The sequence below is a fragment of the Sedimentitalea todarodis genome (assembly GCF_032595355.1).
GTDB lineage: Bacteria > Pseudomonadota > Alphaproteobacteria > Rhodobacterales > Rhodobacteraceae > Sedimentitalea > Sedimentitalea todarodis.
The window spans coordinates 37,193-55,079 of sequence record NZ_JASMWN010000009.1; the positions used below are offsets into that span (position 1 = coordinate 37,193).

The window sequence follows — 17,887 nt, forward strand, 5'->3', positions numbered from 1 at the left end:
AGTCCGACGATCCCAGGGCGCCTCGTGCGGAGTTTCGAAGTAGAGTCCGTGGTCCAAACGGCGCAATTCAATAGCGCTCGTTGGATAACTGAAGCGTTTCGACTTTAGATTGATACATGGCTTATCGTTTCTCGCACTCAACCGAAGGGGGCAGAAAGAGACCAAATTATTCAATCTTAGATCGAAGCGCTGTAGCGTACTATTTTGCACTCTGCGGCATCAGACCCCCATTTCGCAATCTCAAGTCTTGAGGTTTGCCGTCCACGAGGCTACTATTCTAACAAATGTTAGATTACTGGCGGCGAGAACGAATGCCTGGACCCCTTGATCACCTGAAAATCATCGAACTTGGCCACGTAATTGCCGGACCTTTTTCGGCAGCCTTGCTCTCGGATTTCGGTGCAGATGTCATCAAGATCGAGGCACCCAACCGAACGGATATGATGCGCGACCTCGGGCCCAAGGCAGAGGATGGAGCGGGCGTTTGGTGGAAGACGCTGGGCCGCAACAAGAAGATTCTGAGCCTAGACTGGAAGTCCGGCGAAGGCCGGGACATCCTGCGCAAATTGGTTGAAGGTGCCGATGTTCTTATCGAAAACTTCCGACCGGGCGTGCTTGAACGTGCTGGTATCGGGCCTGAAACCCTTCATGAGTGGAACCCAGATCTGATTGTTCTGCGCGTATCGGGTTACGGACAGGAAGGTCCGATGCGGGACGTACCTGCGTTTGGTCGTGCGGCAGAAGCCATGAGTGGTTTAGCACATCTGACCGGTTTCCCCGACGGGCCGCCGATGCACCCCGGATTTCCGGCGGCCGACAGCACGACAGGTCTGATGGGCGCATTGGGAATCATGATTGCGCTGTTTGCCCGCGAAAAGGGGATAGTACGGGGTCAGGTTGTCGATCTTGCGGTGTTCGAAGCGCTGCTTCGATTGATGGACTATCCTGTTCCCGCGTTGACGGGTGCTAACCTTTCGCCGCGGCGCAACGGGCTGCGCCAGCCGATGGACTTTGCGCCAGGGGGCATGTTCCGCACGTCCGATGGGGTTTGGCTGACCGTCTCGGCAGGTAGCGCGGAAACAGCGCAACGCCTGTTGCGCGCGGTCGGAGGGGACTCTTTGGCCGATGACCCGCGGTTCGAGACACTCGGCGAGATGTCGCAGCACATGGCGGTGGTCTTTGACGCGATCAATGATTTCGTCACGCAGCACACAGCTGAAGAAGTTACGGCTGTATTCGCCCGACATGATGCGGTTGCCTCTCGGGTGTTGAGCGTCGAGGAGATCACGACCAATGAGCAGATACGCCATCGCGGGGACATCGTATCGGTCGAGGGCGAGCAGACCCAGGTCATCGGTCCGATCCCGCATCTAAGCGCGACGCCCGGTGAACTTCGCTGGCTGGGACGACCGCCCGGCGCAGACAGCCGAAGTATTCTAAGCGATCTTGGTTTTGACGATGAGCAAATCTCTGCCCTTTGTGAGGCAGGACTCGTGAGACTGGAAGGCAGGGGGACGCCATGACATTTAGAATGACCACCGGCCAACAGGAAATCCGCGACCAGATTCTGCGGATTTGTGCACAATTCGACGATGACTACTGGCTGGACCGGGATCGCAACGGTGGTTTCCCCCATGATTTGCACAGGGCAATGGCCGATGGCGGCTGGCTTAGCATCGCCATGCCTGAAGCGGTCGGCGGCGCCGGCCTGGGGATCACTGAAGCGACGATCATGATGCAGGCGATTGCTGAGTCAGGGGCTGGCGCGAGCGGGGCCTCGGCCATCCACATGAACATTTTCGGGCTCAACCCGGTGGTGAAGTTCGGGACTGATGAACAGCGCGCGCGCATGCTGAGCCCCCTAATCGCAGGTGATGAAAAGGCTTGTTTCGCCGTGACCGAACCGACGACGGGGCTGGATACCACAAAGCTGAAGACCATGGCGGTGCGACAGGGAGACAGGTATGTCGTGCATGGTCAGAAGGTCTGGATTTCGACCGCGCAGGTTGCCCACAAGATGCTGCTTCTGGCCAGAACAACGCGGCTTGAGGATGTGACTAACCCGACCGAAGGGCTGAGCCTGTTCTATACCGATCTCAACCGTAATTTCGTTGATGTGCGAGAGATCGAAAAGATGGGGCGCAAGGCTGTCGATTCGAACGAGGTCTTCATCGACGGGTTGCCGATACCTGCCGAAGACCTGATCGGAGAAGAGGGCAAAGGGTTTCGGCAAATTCTGCATGGGCTGAATCCAGAACGCATCCTTGTGGCGGGCGAATGCATCGGCATCGCACGCAACGCTCTGACCCGCGCGGCGCAATATGCCAATGAACGAGTGGTTTTCGACCGGCCCATCGGTCAGAATCAGGGCGTTCAGCATCCGCTCGCTCAGGCTTGGGCGCGGGTGGAATCGGCCAATCTCATGGTGATGCACGCCGCCGCCCTTTACGATGCGGGGGAGCCCTGCGGCATCGAGGCGAACGCAGCCAAGCTATTGGCCGCCGACGCCGCGGTTGAGGCGACCGAGGCCGCACAGATCACCTTTGGCGGATTCGGTTACGCAAAGGAATATCACGTGGAGCGTCTGGTCAGAGAAGCGCTCTTGTTCCGCATTGTACCTGTGACGCCGCAGATGTTGTTATCATTCATTGCTGAAAAAGCGCTAGGACTTCCAAAGTCTTACTGACCGCGAGACACGGATTGGGATAGCGCGTATTCCCTACTTGATTATTTTTCTAACGTCCGTTAGATTATCAGACAAAGCCCCGCAATAGGGGAAAAGGGAGGAGGCGTCATGAGTGAGACGCAGTTCGGGTCTTCGCGAGAAGACCTGTCAAAACGCACAACCGTTTACGCACATGATTTGTTCGCGGGCAAAACCGTCGTTGTAACCGGCGCAGGCGGAGGTTTGGGGCTGGCGATTGCGGCTCTGTTCGCCAGGCTGGGCGCCAATCTGGCGATCAATGGACGCAACGAGGAAAAGCTGGCCTCGGCCAAAGAGTACCTCGAGAGTTTTGGGGGCAGAGTTTTCGCCGTGCCCATGACCATCCGTGACCCTGAACAGGTCGAGGATTTTGTCGCTAAGACGAATCAGGAATTCGGCTCCATAGACGTTCTGGTGAACAATGCGGGGGGGCAGTTTCCACAGGCTGCGCTGGATTTTTCCCCGAAAGGCTGGACCGCCGTCATTGACACCAACCTCAACGGAACCTGGTGGATGATGCAATCCACGACGCGCCACTGGGTTGAGAACAAGCAACCGGGTTCCATCGTAAATATCGTGGCGGATATCTGGCGCGGGATGCCTGGCATCGCTCATACCTGTGCAGCTCGGGCGGGGGTGATTTACCTGTCCAAATCGGTGGCGGTGGAGTGGGCGCCGCATGATATCCGCGTGAACTGCGTGGCACCGGGTTGCTGCGAAAGCAACGGTTTCGGGAACTACCCTCCAGAGGGTGCCGCAACTTTCCAGGATTCCAATCCGATGCGGCACGCCGGGGACGAATGGGATGTCGCTGAAGGTGTTGTCTATATGGCGGCCAACTCAGGAAAGTTTGTTACCGGTGAAGTTCTGAACATCGACGGTGGGCAGCAATTGTGGGGGGACCCATGGCCAACGGGTCGACCGGACCATTTCCTGATTTCCTGATGAAAGCCATGAACCTTAATGGGGACAATAAGATCCAGATGACAACGAAGAATAAAATAGCAGTTGGTACCGATGGCGGGGCGCTTCTGGAGTGCAACGGGGTCGAACGACGGTTTGGCGGCATCGTTGCTGTCACCGGAGTTGATCTCGTCATTCGGCAAGGTGAAATCTTTGGGCTTGTCGGACCGAATGGTAGCGGCAAGACAACGCTAACGAACGCAATTACCGGGTTTTATCCGCCAAACGTAGGCACTGTCCGGCTGGCGGGAAAAGACATCACGGGCACAGCGCCTCATAAGGTTGCCAAGCTCGGGGTTGCGCGGACGTTCCAGAATCTTGCCCTTTTCAACGGGATGAGCGTTCTGGACAACATCCTGCTCGGGCGGCACATCCACATGAAACCGGGCGTCTTACGCACGGCGCTTTATTGGTGGGCGGCGCGGCATGAAGAGATCGAGAACCGTAAGATCGTCGAGGAGGTGATCGAGTTTCTACAGCTTGAAAGCATCCGACATGAGTTGGTCGATGGTCTTCCGATCGGGCTGAAAAAACGGGTCGAACTTGCGCGGGCATTGGTGGCCGAGCCGCAAATGTTGATACTCGATGAGCCGATGGCAGGCATGAATCAGGAAGAGAAGGGGTATATGTCCCGCTTCATTCTGGATGCCCGTGCCGAACGCGGCGTCAGCGTTCTGCTGATCGAGCATCATATGGATGTCATCACCGGCATCTGTGATCGGATGCTGGCGCTTAATTATGGCGAAATGATCGCCAGCGGCATCCCGAAGGACGTTGTAAAAGACCCGCGGGTCATCGAGGCATATATCGGAGGGTCGCATGACTGATTTGACGCAAAAACAGTCTTCGGGCGGCGATACGATTGGTGCACTGCTGGCGCAAAACGCGTCGCGCCACGGAAAGGATATCGCGCTTCGCGAAAAGGAACGCGGGATCTGGAAAGAAACCACTTGGGCGGAATACGCCGAAGAGGTGCTTGCCTGCGCGGCCGGACTTGAAAAAATCGGCGTAAAGCCGGGCAAGGCAGTACTTATTCTGGGCGATAACCGTGCACGGTTGTACGGCGGCATGCTGGCTGTTTCGTTGCTGGGCGCCTATGCAATGCCTGCCTATCCGGGCGCGACAATCGAAGAACTTCGGCACTTTCTTGGCGAAGTCGAAATCGTCGCGGCCATCGCCGAAGATCAGGAGCAGGTAGACAAGATCCTGGAACTGAAGGACGCGGGCGCCGAGGGTATCGACCACATCATTTATGATGAAGCGCGAGGCCTCGGATTCTATGAGGTTGAAGGGCTGATGTCCTGGGATCACCTGATCGAAGTCGGTCAGCACGATCTTAATGAAACCCCGGGCTTGCGCGAAGATCTCTTTGGTCGGGCAAAGCCCGGCGATCCGGCCATTTTCATGCATTCGTCAGGGACCACGGGAAAACCGAAAGGTATCGTTCTGAGTCAAAAGAACGTTCTTGCTGCGGCCAGGAACGGGCATGCAGCGGGTGCATTCGACGACAATGAGGAAATCCTCGCCTATCTGCCGATGGCCTGGGTGGGCGACTTCGCCATTACCGTCGCGGCGGCGCTGCTCTGCCGGTTCACCGTGAACGTGCCTGAACGTCAGGAAACCGTCGTTCGCGACATGCGCGAAATCGCTCCGACATTCTATCTGGCGGCGCCGAGAAGCTGGGACCAGATGCTGACGACGATCCAAGTGGGTATCGAGAACTCGACCCCGGTCAAAAAATGGCTGTACCATTTCTTCATGGACCGGGCGATTGCCGCCGAGACACGCAAGCTGAATGGCATTAGCGGCGGTGCACTAGAGCCTTTGGGCCGACTTTTGGGCGAGGCGATCGTTTTTGGTCCGATCAAGGACCAGTTCGGGATGAGTCGTCTGAAGAACGCGTTGACTGGCGGCGAAGCAATCGGCGAAGACACGTTTGTTTTCTACCGAGCCCTGGGAATCAAATTGCGCCAACTCTACGGCCAGACCGAAAATAGCGCGATCAATGCGATTCAGTCTCCGGGCGAGGTGCGCCTCCATACCGTTGGCAAACCCGCGCCTGGCGTCGAGGTGAAAATTGCCGAAGACGGAGAGATCCTGGTGCGTTCGGACAGCGTGTTTGAGGGGTACTTCAACAAACCCGAAGCGACCGCCGAAGCGCTTGAGGACGGGTGGCTGCATACCGGCGATGCCGGTTATCTGGAGAATGACGGACACCTGGTTGTTCTGGGCCGTGTCTCCGAGGTCATGCATACAGCCGGAGGCGAGCGTTATGTGCCAAACTACATTGAGAACCGGTTGAAGTTCAGCCCCTATATCAAGGATGCGGCTGTTATCGGTGCCGGCCTGGATGAATTGACCGCCATGGTCTGCGTGGATTTCGAGGCAGTGGGACACTGGGCCGAAGTGAACGGCGTGCCTTATGTGTCCTATTCCGATTTGTCGCAACGTGACGAGGTCGCGGCGCTGCTGCACGGGGCATTCGAACGGGTAAATAAGGCCGTCACAGAGCCGTTGCGCCTGCAACGCTTTGTCAGCCTGCCGAAGGAATTCGACCCGGACGATGGTGAGATCACGCGGACCCGAAAACTGCGACGCAAGGTTGTACAGGAACGCTATGCCGACGTGATCGCGGCGCTCTACGACGGTTCAAAAGATGTCCACGTAAGCGCGCAGGTGACTTACGAGACAGGGGAAATAGGGAAGGTCGAAAGAAGCCTTCCCATCAGGGAGGTATAAATGGATTGGGTCTTTCTATCTGAACTTGCGATCAATGGAGCCTTGACGGGTCTCTTGTATTCGCTCTTCGCTATCGGCCTCGTGCTGATCTACAAAGCGTCCTCGGTGCCCAATCTGTCGCAGGGTGGGCTGACAATGGTCGGGGCCTATGTGGTTCTTGCCCTTTCACATGACGCGGGTCTGCCGCTGTGGCTGGCCATTCCGCTTGCTGCGGTGATCATGTTCGGCCTGGGATTTGGCATTGAGCGTGTTGCCCTGCGCCGTCTCGCGGGCCGTCCGGTCGTCATGATCCTGATGCTGACACTTGGCCTGGACATCTTCCTGCGGGGGACAACACTTGCAATCTGGGGTGGGACATCCCGTTCGGTTGATTTGGGGGTCAGCTATGAACCGCTGTTCCTGGGCGACATCTTCGTCAGCCGCATCCATCTTGTCGGTGCCGGTGTTGCGCTCGCACTCTTTGTCGCCTTCATGCTGTTCTTCCGAACCCGAACCGGGATCAAGTTGCGGGCGATCGCGGATGATTACATGGCTTCGTGGTCGGTCGGCATTTCGGTTGAGCGCGGCGTAGGGTTGTCCTGGGCACTGGCATCAGTTGTTGCCGTCGCCGCAGGCGTCATCTGGGGCGAGATTCAGGGTGTCGATCAGGCGCTGTCGCTGTTGCTTCTGAAGGGTCTGACGGTGGCCGTTCTTGGTGGACTCGACAGTATCCTCGGCGCAGTGATCGCGGGCATCATTCTGGGCGTCGTCGAAAACGTTGGTGCCGATCTTCTGGATCCGCTTGTCGGAGGCGGAAGCCGCGAGCTTATCGTCGCCGCCGTGCTCATTCTTACGGTCATGATCCGTCCGCACGGGCTGTTCGGCCGTCACGACATCGAAAGGGTCTAAGGGATGTTTTATAGACTTTCCGGCGTCCATCACGCCAACTATGTATCCGATAGTCGTATCTTCAAGGTACCTGCTGACCGGAACCTGGCTGTATTCATCTTCCTGATTGGACTTGCCGCGCCATTCATCATACCGTCGCTCTACCTGAACAGTTACATGCTTCCGTGGCTGATCTGGACGGCCGCCGCCCTTGGACTTAACCTGGTGACAGGTTGGGCTGGCCAACTTCACTTGGGCTATGCTGCGGTCATGGCCGTCGGGGCGTATTCGGCGATCCACGCGGCGCGTTTCGGCGTGCCATGGGAATTCGCCCTGATCATTGGCGGGTTGACGTCATCTGTGATCGGCAGCCTGTTCGCCTTTGCCGCATTGCGGGTCAAGGGTCTCTATCTCGCACTCACGACTCTTGCGATGCAATTCGTGATGGACTGGGTTCTGACCCACTCGCCGGCGATTTCAGGGGGCTCGCACGCATCGCTCCAGTCACCAACTTTGGCGTTTCTTGGGCAGGATATTACCTCTGATACCGGTTTTTACTATGTCGCCTTCGGATGGTGTGTGTTGGTGACGATCTTCATGCTGAATCTCAAACGCACTGGGCTTGGTCGTGCCCTGGTCGCGGTACGCGAAAAAGACTTTGCTGCCGCGATCCTGGGTGTGAACAGTTTCTATTACAAGATCCTAGCCTTCGCGACTTCGTCTTTCATCGCGGGCGTCAGTGGTGCTTTGCTTGTCGCCACCTTCTTCTTTCTTGCCGCGCCGGAGCAGTTTTCGGTCACCGTATCTATCCAGGTTCTTGCGATGGTGATCGTTGGCGGCCTCGGCAGCGTAATCGGATCCTATTTCGGTGTTGCTCTGATCCTTCTTGTCCCCGGTTTGGTGAACGGTCTCGTCGTCACGGTGAGCGAGGGGCTTGGTATGCAGATCAATGTTGAAACGCTCGCTCACATCCCGAATGCGGTCTATGGCGCACTGATCGTCATTATCCTTCTGATCGAACCGCTCGGTTTGGGAAAACTCTACGGCAACATCAGAGACTATCTGATGGTCTGGCCCTTCGATCAGTTCAAGAAATAAGGGAAATGCCGATGCAAGAAAAAGTAGAAGCCCAGAACATTCTGTCCATGAACAGTGTAGAGGTGCTGTATGACAATGTGATGCTGGCGATCAAAGGTGTTTCGGTCCAGGTCCCAACAGGCGAGATGATCGCGCTCTTGGGCTCGAACGGCGCGGGCAAAAGCACCACGTTGAAAGCGATCAGCGGTCTTCTGAAGGCAGAGCGCGGACGCATCAGCCGAGGTGAAATAACCTTCCAGGGAACAGACATAACCGAAGTGCTCGCGCAAAACCGCGTCGGGATGGGTATCTGTCACGTCATCGAAGGGCGGCGGGTCTTTGAACACCTGACCCCCGACGAGAACCTGACCGCTGCTGCGCCGCGCGGAATGTCCCGATCGGCGCTGAATGCGGAAAAAGAAAAGATTTACGACTATTTCCCACGACTTGCCGAACGCCGCAATTCGCAAGCAGGCTATTTGTCTGGTGGCGAGCAACAGATGCTGGCCATCGGCAGGGCGCTGGTGACGCAGCCGAAACTGTTGATGCTCGACGAACCAAGTCTCGGCCTTGCCCCGTTCCTGGTCGAGGAAATCTTCGGCATCCTGCAAAAGATCAATCAGGAGGAGGGCGTATCCGTCCTGCTGGTGGAGCAGAACGCGCTGGCCGCTCTGGAGATTGTTTCGCAAGGGTATCTGATTGAGAACGGCCGCGTTGTCATGCACGGCACGGCCGAGGCGCTCAAATCCAACTCCGACATTCAGGAATTTTATCTGGGTGGCGGAGAAGAAACCGATTTTCACAACGTCAAGCACTACAGCCGACGCAAACGTTGGCTGAGCTGAGGTACTATTCAGAAATTGTTCAGGAAGGATCAAATGAAGGAACTTACCAAAGCGTTGGCCGTGTTTTCAATGGTTGGCGGAGCGATGTTCGGCACCCAGGCGCTGGCTGAGCCATTCAAGATTGGCGTCTGCTACGACCTCAGCAAAGCCTATACCTTTGCCACGCCGCAGGTTGCCCAGGCGGCACAAGATCTCGCCAAGCTGGTCAATATGAAGGGCGGTATCGGAGGAGAACCGGTCGAGGTTATCGTGCGCGATCATGGGAACGAACCGCAGCGCGGGATCGAGTGTTACTCCAAGCTCAGCCGCGAGGGTGTGTTCGTCTTCGATACACTGTCCACACCGGTGTCTCTGGCCGTCCTGCCACGGGCTAGGGAAGATGGGCGCATTCTGATGCAATCGCTTGTCGGCCGCGGCGATGCCGTGGATGGCACGGTCTTTGACTGGGTCTATCCGATCGGGCCTACCTATTGGGGGCAGGCCGCCAACGACGTCGCCTACATCAAGCAATTGCACGACGGCGACTTGTCGGACGTGAAGGTGGGGTTTGTCTACTTCGATTATCCCTTCGGACAGGAGCCAATCGAGATTCTCGAAACCCTTTCCGAGAAAGAGGGTTTCGAGCTTGAGCTTTACCCCGTTCCGCTGCCCGGCAGCGACCAGGCCGGAGTATGGTCCAAGGTGCGCCGCGACAAGCCCGATCACGTGATCGTCTGGATGCTGGGCGGTGCCCATGTGGTCGCATCGAAAGAGATGCAGCGCAATCGCATCCCGATGGAAAAATACATTTCGGTCAACTGGCTGAACGAGGTCGATATTGCCAATATCGGCACTGATGCGGCCAAGGGCATCAAGCGCGGGACCAATGTCGTGGGCGGTCAGGATGTCGCCCTGTTCAAGGAGATCATGACCGAGCTTTATGACAACGGACAGGGCTCGGGCCCGATTGAGAAGACGCAGGACGTTTTCTATAATACGGGGCTGGCCATGTATTCGATCATGTTCGAAGCCGCGCGCAACGCGGTCGAACTCGAAGGGCTGCCGATCACTCCGACATCCTACAAGGCCGGACTTGAGTCGTTGAAGGGTTATGACGCCAACGGGTTGATGGCCCCCATTACGGTAACGGCCGAAGACCACGGCGGCGGTGGCCAGACGCGCATCGAAATGTGGGACGGGGAGGCTTGGGTGCCGCAAACCGAATGGATTTCTGAATACGGCGATGTCGTGTGGGATGTGGTTAAGGAAAGTTCCGCAAAATACGAGCAGTGACAGACTGATAGCAGGAAGGGTGGCGCTGTACAGGGCGGCGGCGCTCACAAAACAGTTTAGCCGCCCTAAACTCAACCAACGGGAGAGAGAGAATATGAAAATCAAACAGCACATCAAGGCGGTGGCCCTTACTGCCGCATTGGCAACAAGCGCGACGGTGGCTGCGGCGCAGGACAAGGAGCCGATCCGCTTCGGACTTTGCTTCGACCTCAGTAAATCGTACACGTTCATTTCACCGCAGGTGGCCCAGGCAGCCCAGGACCTGGCGATGTACACCAACGAAAACGGTGGAATCGAAGGCCATCCGGTTGAAATCATCATTCGCGACCATGGCAACGAACCGCAACGTGGCGTGGAATGCTATGAGCAGCTCAAGCGTGACGGTGTTTTCCTTTTCAACTTTCTTTCCACGCCCGTCACGAACGCGGTCCTGCCGCGGGCCATGAAGGACGGAAACGTCCTGATGCAATCCTTCGTTGGCCGCGGCGACGCGGTTGACGGTGATGTGTTCGACTGGGTGTTCCCGGTTGGTCCGACTTATTGGCAGCAGGCCGCCAACGATGTCGCCTTCATCAAAGGCCAGATGGGCGGTGATCTGAGCAAAGCAAAGATCGGGTTCATCTATCTGGACTATCCCTTCGGTCAGGAACCGATCGAGATCCTGAAAACACTTTCTGAAAAGGAAGGGTTTGAGCTGGAGCTTTATCCTGTGCCGCTCCCCGGGTCGGATCAAGCCGGCGCATGGAGCAATATCCGCCGTGATAAGCCAGATTACGTGATCAGCTGGCTTCTGGCGGGCGGACACGTGGTCGCCTCCAAGGAAATGCGCCGCAACCGCTTCCCGATCGACCGTTACCTGTCGGTCAACTGGCTGAACGAAGTCGACATCGCCAACATTGGCGCTGCAGAGGCAAAAGGCATCCTGCGTGGTACCAACGTGGCCGGTGGTCAGGAGGTTCCGATCGTCAAGACGATGCTGGACACCTACTATGCCAATGGCAAGGGCAGCGGTCCCGAGAGCTTGGTTCACGACGTGTACTACAACACGGGCATGGCCATCTACTCGGTCGGTTTTGAAGCTGCGCGTATCGCGATTACCGAAAACGGTTGGCCGATCACACCGGAAAGCATGAAGGCTGCCTATGAATCGATCGAGAACTTCGATGGCGACGGCGTCATGGCCCCGGTGACCGTAACCGGTGAAGACCACGGCGGTGGCGGCAAGACCCGAGTCGAACAGTGGAATGGCGAAACCTGGGTTCCGCTGACCGACTGGAGCGCCGACTATCTCGACGTTGTGTGGGAAGTCATCAAGCACAGTTCCAAGTCGTTCTCTGTCGAATAAGCAGGAACTTCCCCGCGGCAAACATGTCGCGGGGAAGCTTCGCACTAGAATGTCTCCAGTTAAAACGAAGCAGGTATCATGAGCCCAATTGATGTGAAAATCGAAGACGGCATTGCGACCGTCTGTATCAATCGGCCCGAACGCAAGAACGCGCTTTCCGTGGCCGCGACGAACGGGCTGACGGAAGCCTGGGAAAAGATCGAGGCGGACGACAGCGTTCGTGTGGCCATACTGACCTCGGCCGATTGCGGTGTTTTCAGCGCCGGGCTGGACCTCAAGGAAGCTACGCAAATCGCGCGCGACGAAGGCGTCGATATCCTGTCAAAAATGCGCGATCCATTTCACGAGACCATGCGCGCCTGCAAGAAGCCGATTATCGCGGCGATGACGGGGTCGCTGATGGCGGGCGGCATGATGCTGACGCTGAATTGCGATTTGCGGGTCGGACTCAAGGGGACCAAGGTTGGCATTACCGAGGTGAAGATCGGTCGCGGATCGCCTTGGGCTTCGCCGGCACTGACCATGCTACCGCAGCCCATCCTTATGGAAATCCTGCTGACCGGAGACCTGATGCCGATCGAGCGGCTACATGAGTACGGGTTCACCAACTATATCGAGGACTCCCCCGATGCCGTTCGCGCACGGGCATTCGACCTTGCCAAACGCATAGCCAGCGGGGCCCCGCTTTCGGTGATCGCTGCCAAGGGCGGCGTTCGCGCAACCATGGACCTGGGCTGTGCGGGTGGCCTCGAAGAGGGTAAGCGCCTGCACGAGGTTGTATACGCCAGCAACGACGCGATTGAGGGCCCCAGGGCATTCGCCGAAAAACGAGCGCCGGTCTGGACGGGTACATGATGGAGATTGGAATGACTGACCTTATTCGTCTGGACAGGGATGGGCCTGTCGGAATATTGCGTTTTCTTCAGCCGGCAAAACGCAACCCTTACAGCATCGGGTTCGTCGAAGAACTGGTGGCGCTCCTGCGCGAGGCTGAACAGGATAATGTAATCCGCGTCGTTGTCATGACAGGCGGCGATCATTTCAGCAGCGGCGGCGATCTCGTTGGATTTCAGGCTGAAATCGCGAAAGGCGCAAGGGCGACATCGGAAATGGTCGACCGGGTTCACGATGGCGGACGCGCGGCCTATCTGTTTCGGAAGCCTCTGATTTCTGCTGTATGCGGGGTGGCATTTGGTGCGGGTCTCAGCCTGGCGCTGTCTGCGGATATCGTCGTAGCCGCCGAAGATGCCCGGTTGTGCGAAGTTTTTGCGCGCGTCGGCGGCTGTCCCGACACCGGCTCGAGCTGGCTGCTTCAGCAGCGTGCCGGTGCGGGCGTGGCGCGGATGCTTGTTCTCACAGGTCGTGAAATAGACGGGCGCACCGCCAGGGAACTGCGAGTTGTCGAAGAATGCGTACCCCCCGACCAGGTCGAGCAACGCGCTCTGGAAATTGCCCACGAGATCGCCCCACACCCGATGTTCGGCATTCAGACCGCCAAGCGCGTGATGCGTGCCGCGGCGGAGTGCAGCTATCTGGAGGCGCTGGACATCGAGCGCGATGCCCAAAGCGTTTTGCTGTGTGCGCATGATTTTCCAGAGGCCATGAAAGCGTTCTCCGAGAAAAGAAAGCCCGAATTCAACGACCGATAGGTCGGTAGAAACCGTATCTAACAACCCAAGGAGACCGTAGATGAAGGTGCTTGTGCCTGTCAAACGCGTGATCGACTACAACGTGAAAGTGCGCGTCAAAGCGGACGGAAGCGGTGTCGATCTTGCCAACGTTAAGATGTCGATGAACCCCTTTGACGAGATCGCCGTCGAAGAGGCCATCCGCCTGAAAGAAGCCGACAAGGCAGACGAGGTCGTCGTCGTCTCGATCGGTGTGAAGCAAGCGCAAGAGACCCTGCGCACCGCTTTGGCCATGGGCGCGGATCGCGCCATTTTGGTTAACGCCGCCGATGACGTCCACACCGACATCGAACCGCTGGCCGTGGCCAAGATCCTGAAAGCCATTGTCGACGAAGAGCAGCCGGGTCTGGTCCTGGCCGGCAAGCAGGCCATCGACAACGACATGAACGCCACCGGCCAGATGCTGTCGGCGCTGTTGGGGTGGTCGCAAGGCACCTTCGCCTCGGAACTGGACATCGACGGCGACAAGGCCGTGGTGACCCGCGAGGTCGACGGCGGTTTGCAGACCATCAAGGTCAACATGCCTGCAATCGTCACCGTGGACCTGCGCCTGAACGAACCGCGTTACGCTTCGCTGCCCAACATCATGAAGGCCAAGAAGAAGCCGCTGGACGAAAAAACCGCCGCCGATTACGGCGTCGACACTTCGCCGCGTCTTGAAGTGGTCAAAACGACCGAGCCGGCAACACGTGCCCCCGGCATCATCGTCGGCTCGGTTGACGAGCTGGTTTCGAAACTCAAAGAAGCGGGGGCTGTGTAATGGCTGTTCTTCTACTCGCCGAAGTCAACAATGGTGAACTGGCGCTGGACGCCACCGCCAAAGCCGTCACCGCCGCCCGGGCACTGGGCGACGTGACCGTTCTGGCCGCGGGTGCTTCCGCCGCCGCAGCTGGCGAAGCCGCCGCCAAGATCGACGGTGTCGCCAAGGTGTTGGTCGCTGAAGATGCGTCGCTGGGTCACCGCATGGCGGAACCCACCGCCGCGCTGATCGTGTCGCTGGCCGGTGACTATTCGCACATCGTGGCACCCGCCACGACCGACGCCAAGAACGTCATGCCGCGCGTTGCTGCGCTGCTGGACGTGATGGTGATTTCGGACGCCTCTGGCGTTGTCGATGCAGACACGTTCGAACGCCCTATCTATGCCGGCAACGCCGTGCAAACCGTCAAATCTTTGGATACGACCAAGGTCATCACCTTCCGCACCTCGACCTTTGATGCCGCTGGCGAAGGCGGCTCGGCCGCAGTCGAAACCATCGGTGCTGCCGACAACCCCGGCCTGTCCGAATGGGTCGAAGACAAGGTTGCCGCATCGGACCGCCCCGAGCTGACCTCGGCCGGCGTGGTCGTGTCCGGTGGCCGTGGCGTCGGATCTGAAGAGGATTTTGCCCTGATCGAGAAGCTGGCTGACAAGCTGGGCGCCGCCGTTGGGGCTTCGCGCGCTGCTGTCGACTCGGGCTACGCCCCGAACGACTGGCAGGTGGGTCAAACCGGCAAGGTTGTTGCCCCCGAACTGTATGTCGCCGTTGGCATCTCGGGCGCCATCCAACACCTGGCTGGCATGAAGGACTCGAAGATCATCGTCGCGATCAACAAGGACGAAGAAGCACCGATTTTCCAGGTTGCTGACTTCGGCCTGGTCGCCGACCTGTTCGAGGCCGTCCCGGCCCTGACTGACGCACTGTAAATTGCGTCACATCAAATGCGAGAAGGCCCGCCATCCGGCGGGCCTTTTTGTATGCTCATCTTGTTACTAATTGAAAGGGAACCGCTTTTTTGAGGTGCCCATAGACTCTAATTCATATGGCTTCTATGGCTAGGGCAATCCCCTGCCCACCACCGATACACATGGTAATCAGCGCGCGTTTTGCGCCGGTACGCTCCAGCTCGTAGAGCGCTTTGACAAAGATTATGGCCCCCGACGCCCCGATAGGATGTCCGAGAGCAATTGCGCCGCCGTTGGGGTTCACCTTGTTGCCATCCAGACCAAGAGTTTTACTCACGGCCAAAGCCTGAGCCGCGAAGGCTTCGTTTGACTCGATGACGTCGAAATCAGAAATTGTCAGGCCTGTACGTTTCAAAAGTCCTTCGACAGCCGGAATTGGCCCGATTCCCATGATGTCCGGGCGTACTCCTGCAACATGATATCCAAGCAGGCGTGCGCGCGGTTTCAACCCTGCATCTGATGCAGCATCTGCCGTGGCCAGCACAACTGCGGCGGCCCCATCATTGAGACCCGAAGCATTCCCCGCCGTCACGGTGCCATCCTTCTGGAAGGCCGGACGCAGTTTGCCGAGCATTTCAACTGTGCTCGCCTTGGGGTGTTCATCGGTGTCAAAAGAAGCAGTGTTGCGTTTGACCTTGACCTCGACGGGAACGATCTGGGATTTGAAATACCCCTCTTTGAGCGCGTTCAGAGCGCGCTCCTGGCTTTGAAGGGCAAACGCATCCTGAGCTTCGCGCGTGATGTCGTATTCGGCGGCGACGTTTTCCGCTGTTACGCCCATATGCCCGGTGCCAAACGGACAGTTCAACGCGCCGAGCATCATGTCAGTTGCACCCGTGTCACCCATTTTCTGCCCCCAGCGAATGGCTGGCACGATATAGGGCGAGCGGCTCATGCTTTCGCTGCCACCGGCAAGAGCCATTGTTGCATCACCCAGCATCAGCGACTGCGCCGCTGACACAATAGCCTGTAGCCCAGAACCGCAGAGCCGATTGACGTTCATTGCGGGCGCCTTTTCTGGCACGCCAGCGGCAATAGACGCCGCGCGGCTAAGATACATGTCGCGCGGCTCTGTGTTAATAACATGGCCAAAAACAACGTTTCCAACCTGCTTGCCTTCGACACCTGAACGCGCAAGCGCCTCTTTCGCCACTATGCTACCCAGTTCGATCGGAGACGTGCCCGAAAGAGAGCCGCCAAAGGTTCCGATGGCTGTTCGCACACCATCCAATACTACGATATCTTTCATTTTCACTCCGGTTCTTCATTTTTTGCGTCACGCAGGCCGTGTACTGCCCAGTGTCAGCCCGTTACCCTGACCTGCGCGTTCGGTGCCTTGGTGGAACTTGCCTGGGAGTAGGAAGTTGATACCGCGCCAGTTCAGGAAAGCCGTCTCGAGCAAAATAACGCGGCGTTTGCCTTGAGACTGGGCCATTGCCGAAAAAATAACAGATGTTAGATTTATGGCAATACCAACCTTAGGAATGGATTCCAAAATGTCTCTGATTACGAATAGTTCGGCCTGGGCCGCAGATGAACACAAGATGTTCGCGGATAGCACACGCAAGCTTTTTGATGCCGAAATGGCTCCAAACATCGAAAAATGGGCGGAGCAGGGCATTGTTGACCGCGACTTCTGGAAAACAGTCGGTCAACAGGGTGTCATGGGTGGCTCGATTGCCGAAGAATATGGCGGGTTCGGTGGCGGCATCGGGTTCGATGCGATTACCGTTTACGAGCAAGGGCGCACCGGTGACACGGGTTGGGGCTATGGCATCCAGTCCATCGTAATCCATTATATCAACGCCTATGGCAGCGAAGAACAGAAGAAAAAGTGGTTGCCGAAGCTGGTCAGCGGCGACAGTGTCGCGGCGATCGCGATGACCGAGCCAGGAACGGGCTCTGACCTCCAGAACGTCCAGACCCATGCGGAAAAGGATGGCAACCATTACAAGATCAACGGCTCGAAGATCTTCATCACCAACGGACATACAGCCGATCTGGTTGTCGTCGTGGCAAAGACCGACCGTAACGCTGGCGCCAAGGGCGTTTCGCTGATCGTTCTGGAAACCGAGGACGCCGAAGGCTTTCGTAGGGGACGGAACCTGAAGAAGTTGGGCATGAAGGGATCGGATACGGCTGAGTTGTTCTTCGAGGATGTGCGCGTGCCTACGGCGAACCTGCTTGGCCCGGAAGAAGGGCAAGGTTTCTACCAGTTGATGAAGCAGCTCCTTTGGGAACGGCTGATGATTGGCGTTACCGCGCTAGGCTTCATTGACTTTGCCATCGATGAAACTGTGAAATATGTACAGGACCGCAAGGCATTTGGTAACCGCATCATGGATTTCCAGAACACACGCTTCAAATTGGCGGAATGCAAGACCAAGGCCGAATTGCTGCGCACCTTCGTCAATGACGGGCTCGTGCGCCTCGAAAAGGGCGAACTTGATGCGGCCACGGCCTCGATGGCGAAATGGTGGGGCAGCCAGACGCAAAACGAGGTCATGCATGAATGCCTGCAACTGCACGGCGGTTATGGTTTCATGATGGAATACCCGATCGCGCGCCTTTATGCCGACAGCCGGGTCCAGATGATCTATGGCGGCACCAACGAGATCATGAAGGAACTGATCGCACGTTCGATGGATGTTTGATCCGTTCG

General features: G+C 57.5%; 16 protein-coding genes. 15 read left to right on the plus strand and 1 reads right to left on the minus strand.

Annotated features, from left to right (window positions below):
- Positions 1–311 precede the first annotated feature (311 nt).
- From QO231_RS12405 to QO231_RS12470, 14 genes are all read left to right on the plus strand, one after another.
- On the plus strand, positions 312–1,523 hold the full coding sequence (locus QO231_RS12405) for a CaiB/BaiF CoA transferase family protein (RefSeq protein ID WP_111368642.1): 1,212 nt from the start codon (positions 312–314) through the stop codon (positions 1,521–1,523).
- On the plus strand, positions 1,520–2,686 hold the full coding sequence (locus QO231_RS12410; RefSeq protein ID WP_316776671.1) for an acyl-CoA dehydrogenase family protein: 1,167 nt from the start codon (positions 1,520–1,522) through the stop codon (positions 2,684–2,686). The genes QO231_RS12405 and QO231_RS12410 overlap by 4 nt, the downstream gene beginning before the upstream one ends.
- Positions 2,687–2,794: 108 nt before the next feature.
- The gene (locus tag QO231_RS12415) at positions 2,795–3,649 is read left to right on the plus strand and encodes an SDR family oxidoreductase (protein WP_027238714.1); all 855 of its coding nucleotides are present in this window, start codon (positions 2,795–2,797) and stop codon (positions 3,647–3,649) included.
- A gap of 38 nt (positions 3,650–3,687) precedes the next feature.
- Positions 3,688–4,494 carry an ABC transporter ATP-binding protein gene (locus QO231_RS12420; protein WP_027238715.1) on the plus strand — a complete coding sequence of 269 codons (807 nt, stop codon included), beginning with the start codon at positions 3,688–3,690 and terminating at the stop codon, positions 4,492–4,494.
- Positions 4,487–6,406, plus strand: coding sequence for an AMP-dependent synthetase/ligase (locus QO231_RS12425; RefSeq protein WP_316776684.1), 1,920 nt, complete (start codon positions 4,487–4,489; stop codon positions 6,404–6,406). Before QO231_RS12420 ends, QO231_RS12425 begins: the two co-directional genes overlap by 8 nt.
- A complete protein-coding gene (locus tag QO231_RS12430; RefSeq protein ID WP_027238717.1) occupies positions 6,407–7,294 on the plus strand; it encodes a branched-chain amino acid ABC transporter permease in 888 nt (295 codons plus the stop codon). It begins immediately after the preceding gene.
- A gap of 3 nt (positions 7,295–7,297) precedes the next feature.
- Positions 7,298–8,371 carry a branched-chain amino acid ABC transporter permease gene (locus QO231_RS12435; protein WP_027238718.1) on the plus strand — a complete coding sequence of 358 codons (1,074 nt, stop codon included), beginning with the start codon at positions 7,298–7,300 and terminating at the stop codon, positions 8,369–8,371.
- An 11-nt stretch (positions 8,372–8,382) separates the two neighbouring features.
- Positions 8,383–9,195, plus strand: coding sequence for an ABC transporter ATP-binding protein (locus QO231_RS12440; RefSeq protein WP_111368640.1), 813 nt, complete (start codon positions 8,383–8,385; stop codon positions 9,193–9,195).
- Between the two features lie 33 nt (positions 9,196–9,228).
- Positions 9,229–10,467: an ABC transporter substrate-binding protein gene (locus QO231_RS12445; protein WP_316776695.1), complete on the plus strand. Its 1,239-nt coding sequence runs from the start codon at positions 9,229–9,231 to the stop codon at positions 10,465–10,467.
- Positions 10,468–10,561: 94 nt separating this feature from the next.
- Positions 10,562–11,812 carry an ABC transporter substrate-binding protein gene (locus QO231_RS12450; protein ID WP_111368639.1) on the plus strand — a complete coding sequence of 417 codons (1,251 nt, stop codon included), beginning with the start codon at positions 10,562–10,564 and terminating at the stop codon, positions 11,810–11,812.
- A 78-nt stretch (positions 11,813–11,890) separates the two neighbouring features.
- Positions 11,891–12,667 carry an enoyl-CoA hydratase/isomerase family protein gene (locus QO231_RS12455; RefSeq protein ID WP_111368638.1) on the plus strand — a complete coding sequence of 259 codons (777 nt, stop codon included), beginning with the start codon at positions 11,891–11,893 and terminating at the stop codon, positions 12,665–12,667.
- Between the two features lie 11 nt (positions 12,668–12,678).
- Positions 12,679–13,461: an enoyl-CoA hydratase/isomerase family protein gene (locus QO231_RS12460; protein WP_316776699.1), complete on the plus strand. Its 783-nt coding sequence runs from the start codon at positions 12,679–12,681 to the stop codon at positions 13,459–13,461.
- A 40-nt stretch (positions 13,462–13,501) separates the two neighbouring features.
- Positions 13,502–14,260, plus strand: a complete 759-nt coding sequence (locus tag QO231_RS12465) for an electron transfer flavoprotein subunit beta/FixA family protein (protein WP_111368637.1) — start codon at positions 13,502–13,504, stop codon at positions 14,258–14,260.
- Positions 14,260–15,186: an electron transfer flavoprotein subunit alpha/FixB family protein gene (locus tag QO231_RS12470; protein WP_111368636.1), complete on the plus strand. Its 927-nt coding sequence runs from the start codon at positions 14,260–14,262 to the stop codon at positions 15,184–15,186. The genes QO231_RS12465 and QO231_RS12470 overlap by 1 nt, the downstream gene beginning before the upstream one ends.
- Positions 15,187–15,298: 112 nt before the next feature.
- Here the strand turns inward: QO231_RS12470 and QO231_RS12475 are convergent, their stop codons facing one another.
- Entirely contained in the window at positions 15,299–16,474 is a 1,176-nt protein-coding gene (locus QO231_RS12475; RefSeq protein WP_027238726.1) for an acetyl-CoA C-acyltransferase family protein, read from the minus strand.
- A gap of 247 nt (positions 16,475–16,721) precedes the next feature.
- On the opposite strand from QO231_RS12475, the gene QO231_RS12480 reads away from it, so the two are divergent.
- Positions 16,722–17,879: an acyl-CoA dehydrogenase family protein gene (locus QO231_RS12480; protein WP_111368652.1), complete on the plus strand. Its 1,158-nt coding sequence runs from the start codon at positions 16,722–16,724 to the stop codon at positions 17,877–17,879.
- Positions 17,880–17,887: the final 8 nt, after the last annotated feature.

What these genes read in the sequence shown, in the direction of transcription:
- QO231_RS12465 (WP_111368637.1), top strand. Translation starts at nt 13,502, where the DNA reads ATGAAGGTGCTTGTGCCTGTCAAACGCGTGATCGACTACAACGTGAAA.
- QO231_RS12450 (WP_111368639.1), top strand. Translation starts at nt 10,562, where the DNA reads ATGAAAATCAAACAGCACATCAAGGCGGTGGCCCTTACTGCCGCATTG.
- QO231_RS12405 (WP_111368642.1), top strand. Translation starts at nt 312, where the DNA reads ATGCCTGGACCCCTTGATCACCTGAAAATCATCGAACTTGGCCACGTA.
- QO231_RS12475 (WP_027238726.1), bottom strand. Translation starts at nt 16,474, where the DNA reads ATGAAAGATATCGTAGTATTGGATGGTGTGCGAACAGCCATCGGAACC.
- QO231_RS12445 (WP_316776695.1), top strand. Translation starts at nt 9,229, where the DNA reads ATGAAGGAACTTACCAAAGCGTTGGCCGTGTTTTCAATGGTTGGCGGA.
- QO231_RS12455 (WP_111368638.1), top strand. Translation starts at nt 11,891, where the DNA reads ATGAGCCCAATTGATGTGAAAATCGAAGACGGCATTGCGACCGTCTGT.
- QO231_RS12425 (WP_316776684.1), top strand. Translation starts at nt 4,487, where the DNA reads ATGACTGATTTGACGCAAAAACAGTCTTCGGGCGGCGATACGATTGGT.
- QO231_RS12415 (WP_027238714.1), top strand. Translation starts at nt 2,795, where the DNA reads ATGAGTGAGACGCAGTTCGGGTCTTCGCGAGAAGACCTGTCAAAACGC.
- QO231_RS12470 (WP_111368636.1), top strand. Translation starts at nt 14,260, where the DNA reads ATGGCTGTTCTTCTACTCGCCGAAGTCAACAATGGTGAACTGGCGCTG.
- QO231_RS12420 (WP_027238715.1), top strand. Translation starts at nt 3,688, where the DNA reads ATGACAACGAAGAATAAAATAGCAGTTGGTACCGATGGCGGGGCGCTT.
- QO231_RS12460 (WP_316776699.1), top strand. Translation starts at nt 12,679, where the DNA reads ATGACTGACCTTATTCGTCTGGACAGGGATGGGCCTGTCGGAATATTG.
- QO231_RS12480 (WP_111368652.1), top strand. Translation starts at nt 16,722, where the DNA reads ATGTCTCTGATTACGAATAGTTCGGCCTGGGCCGCAGATGAACACAAG.
- QO231_RS12440 (WP_111368640.1), top strand. Translation starts at nt 8,383, where the DNA reads ATGCAAGAAAAAGTAGAAGCCCAGAACATTCTGTCCATGAACAGTGTA.
- QO231_RS12410 (WP_316776671.1), top strand. Translation starts at nt 1,520, where the DNA reads ATGACATTTAGAATGACCACCGGCCAACAGGAAATCCGCGACCAGATT.
- QO231_RS12430 (WP_027238717.1), top strand. Translation starts at nt 6,407, where the DNA reads ATGGATTGGGTCTTTCTATCTGAACTTGCGATCAATGGAGCCTTGACG.
- QO231_RS12435 (WP_027238718.1), top strand. Translation starts at nt 7,298, where the DNA reads ATGTTTTATAGACTTTCCGGCGTCCATCACGCCAACTATGTATCCGAT.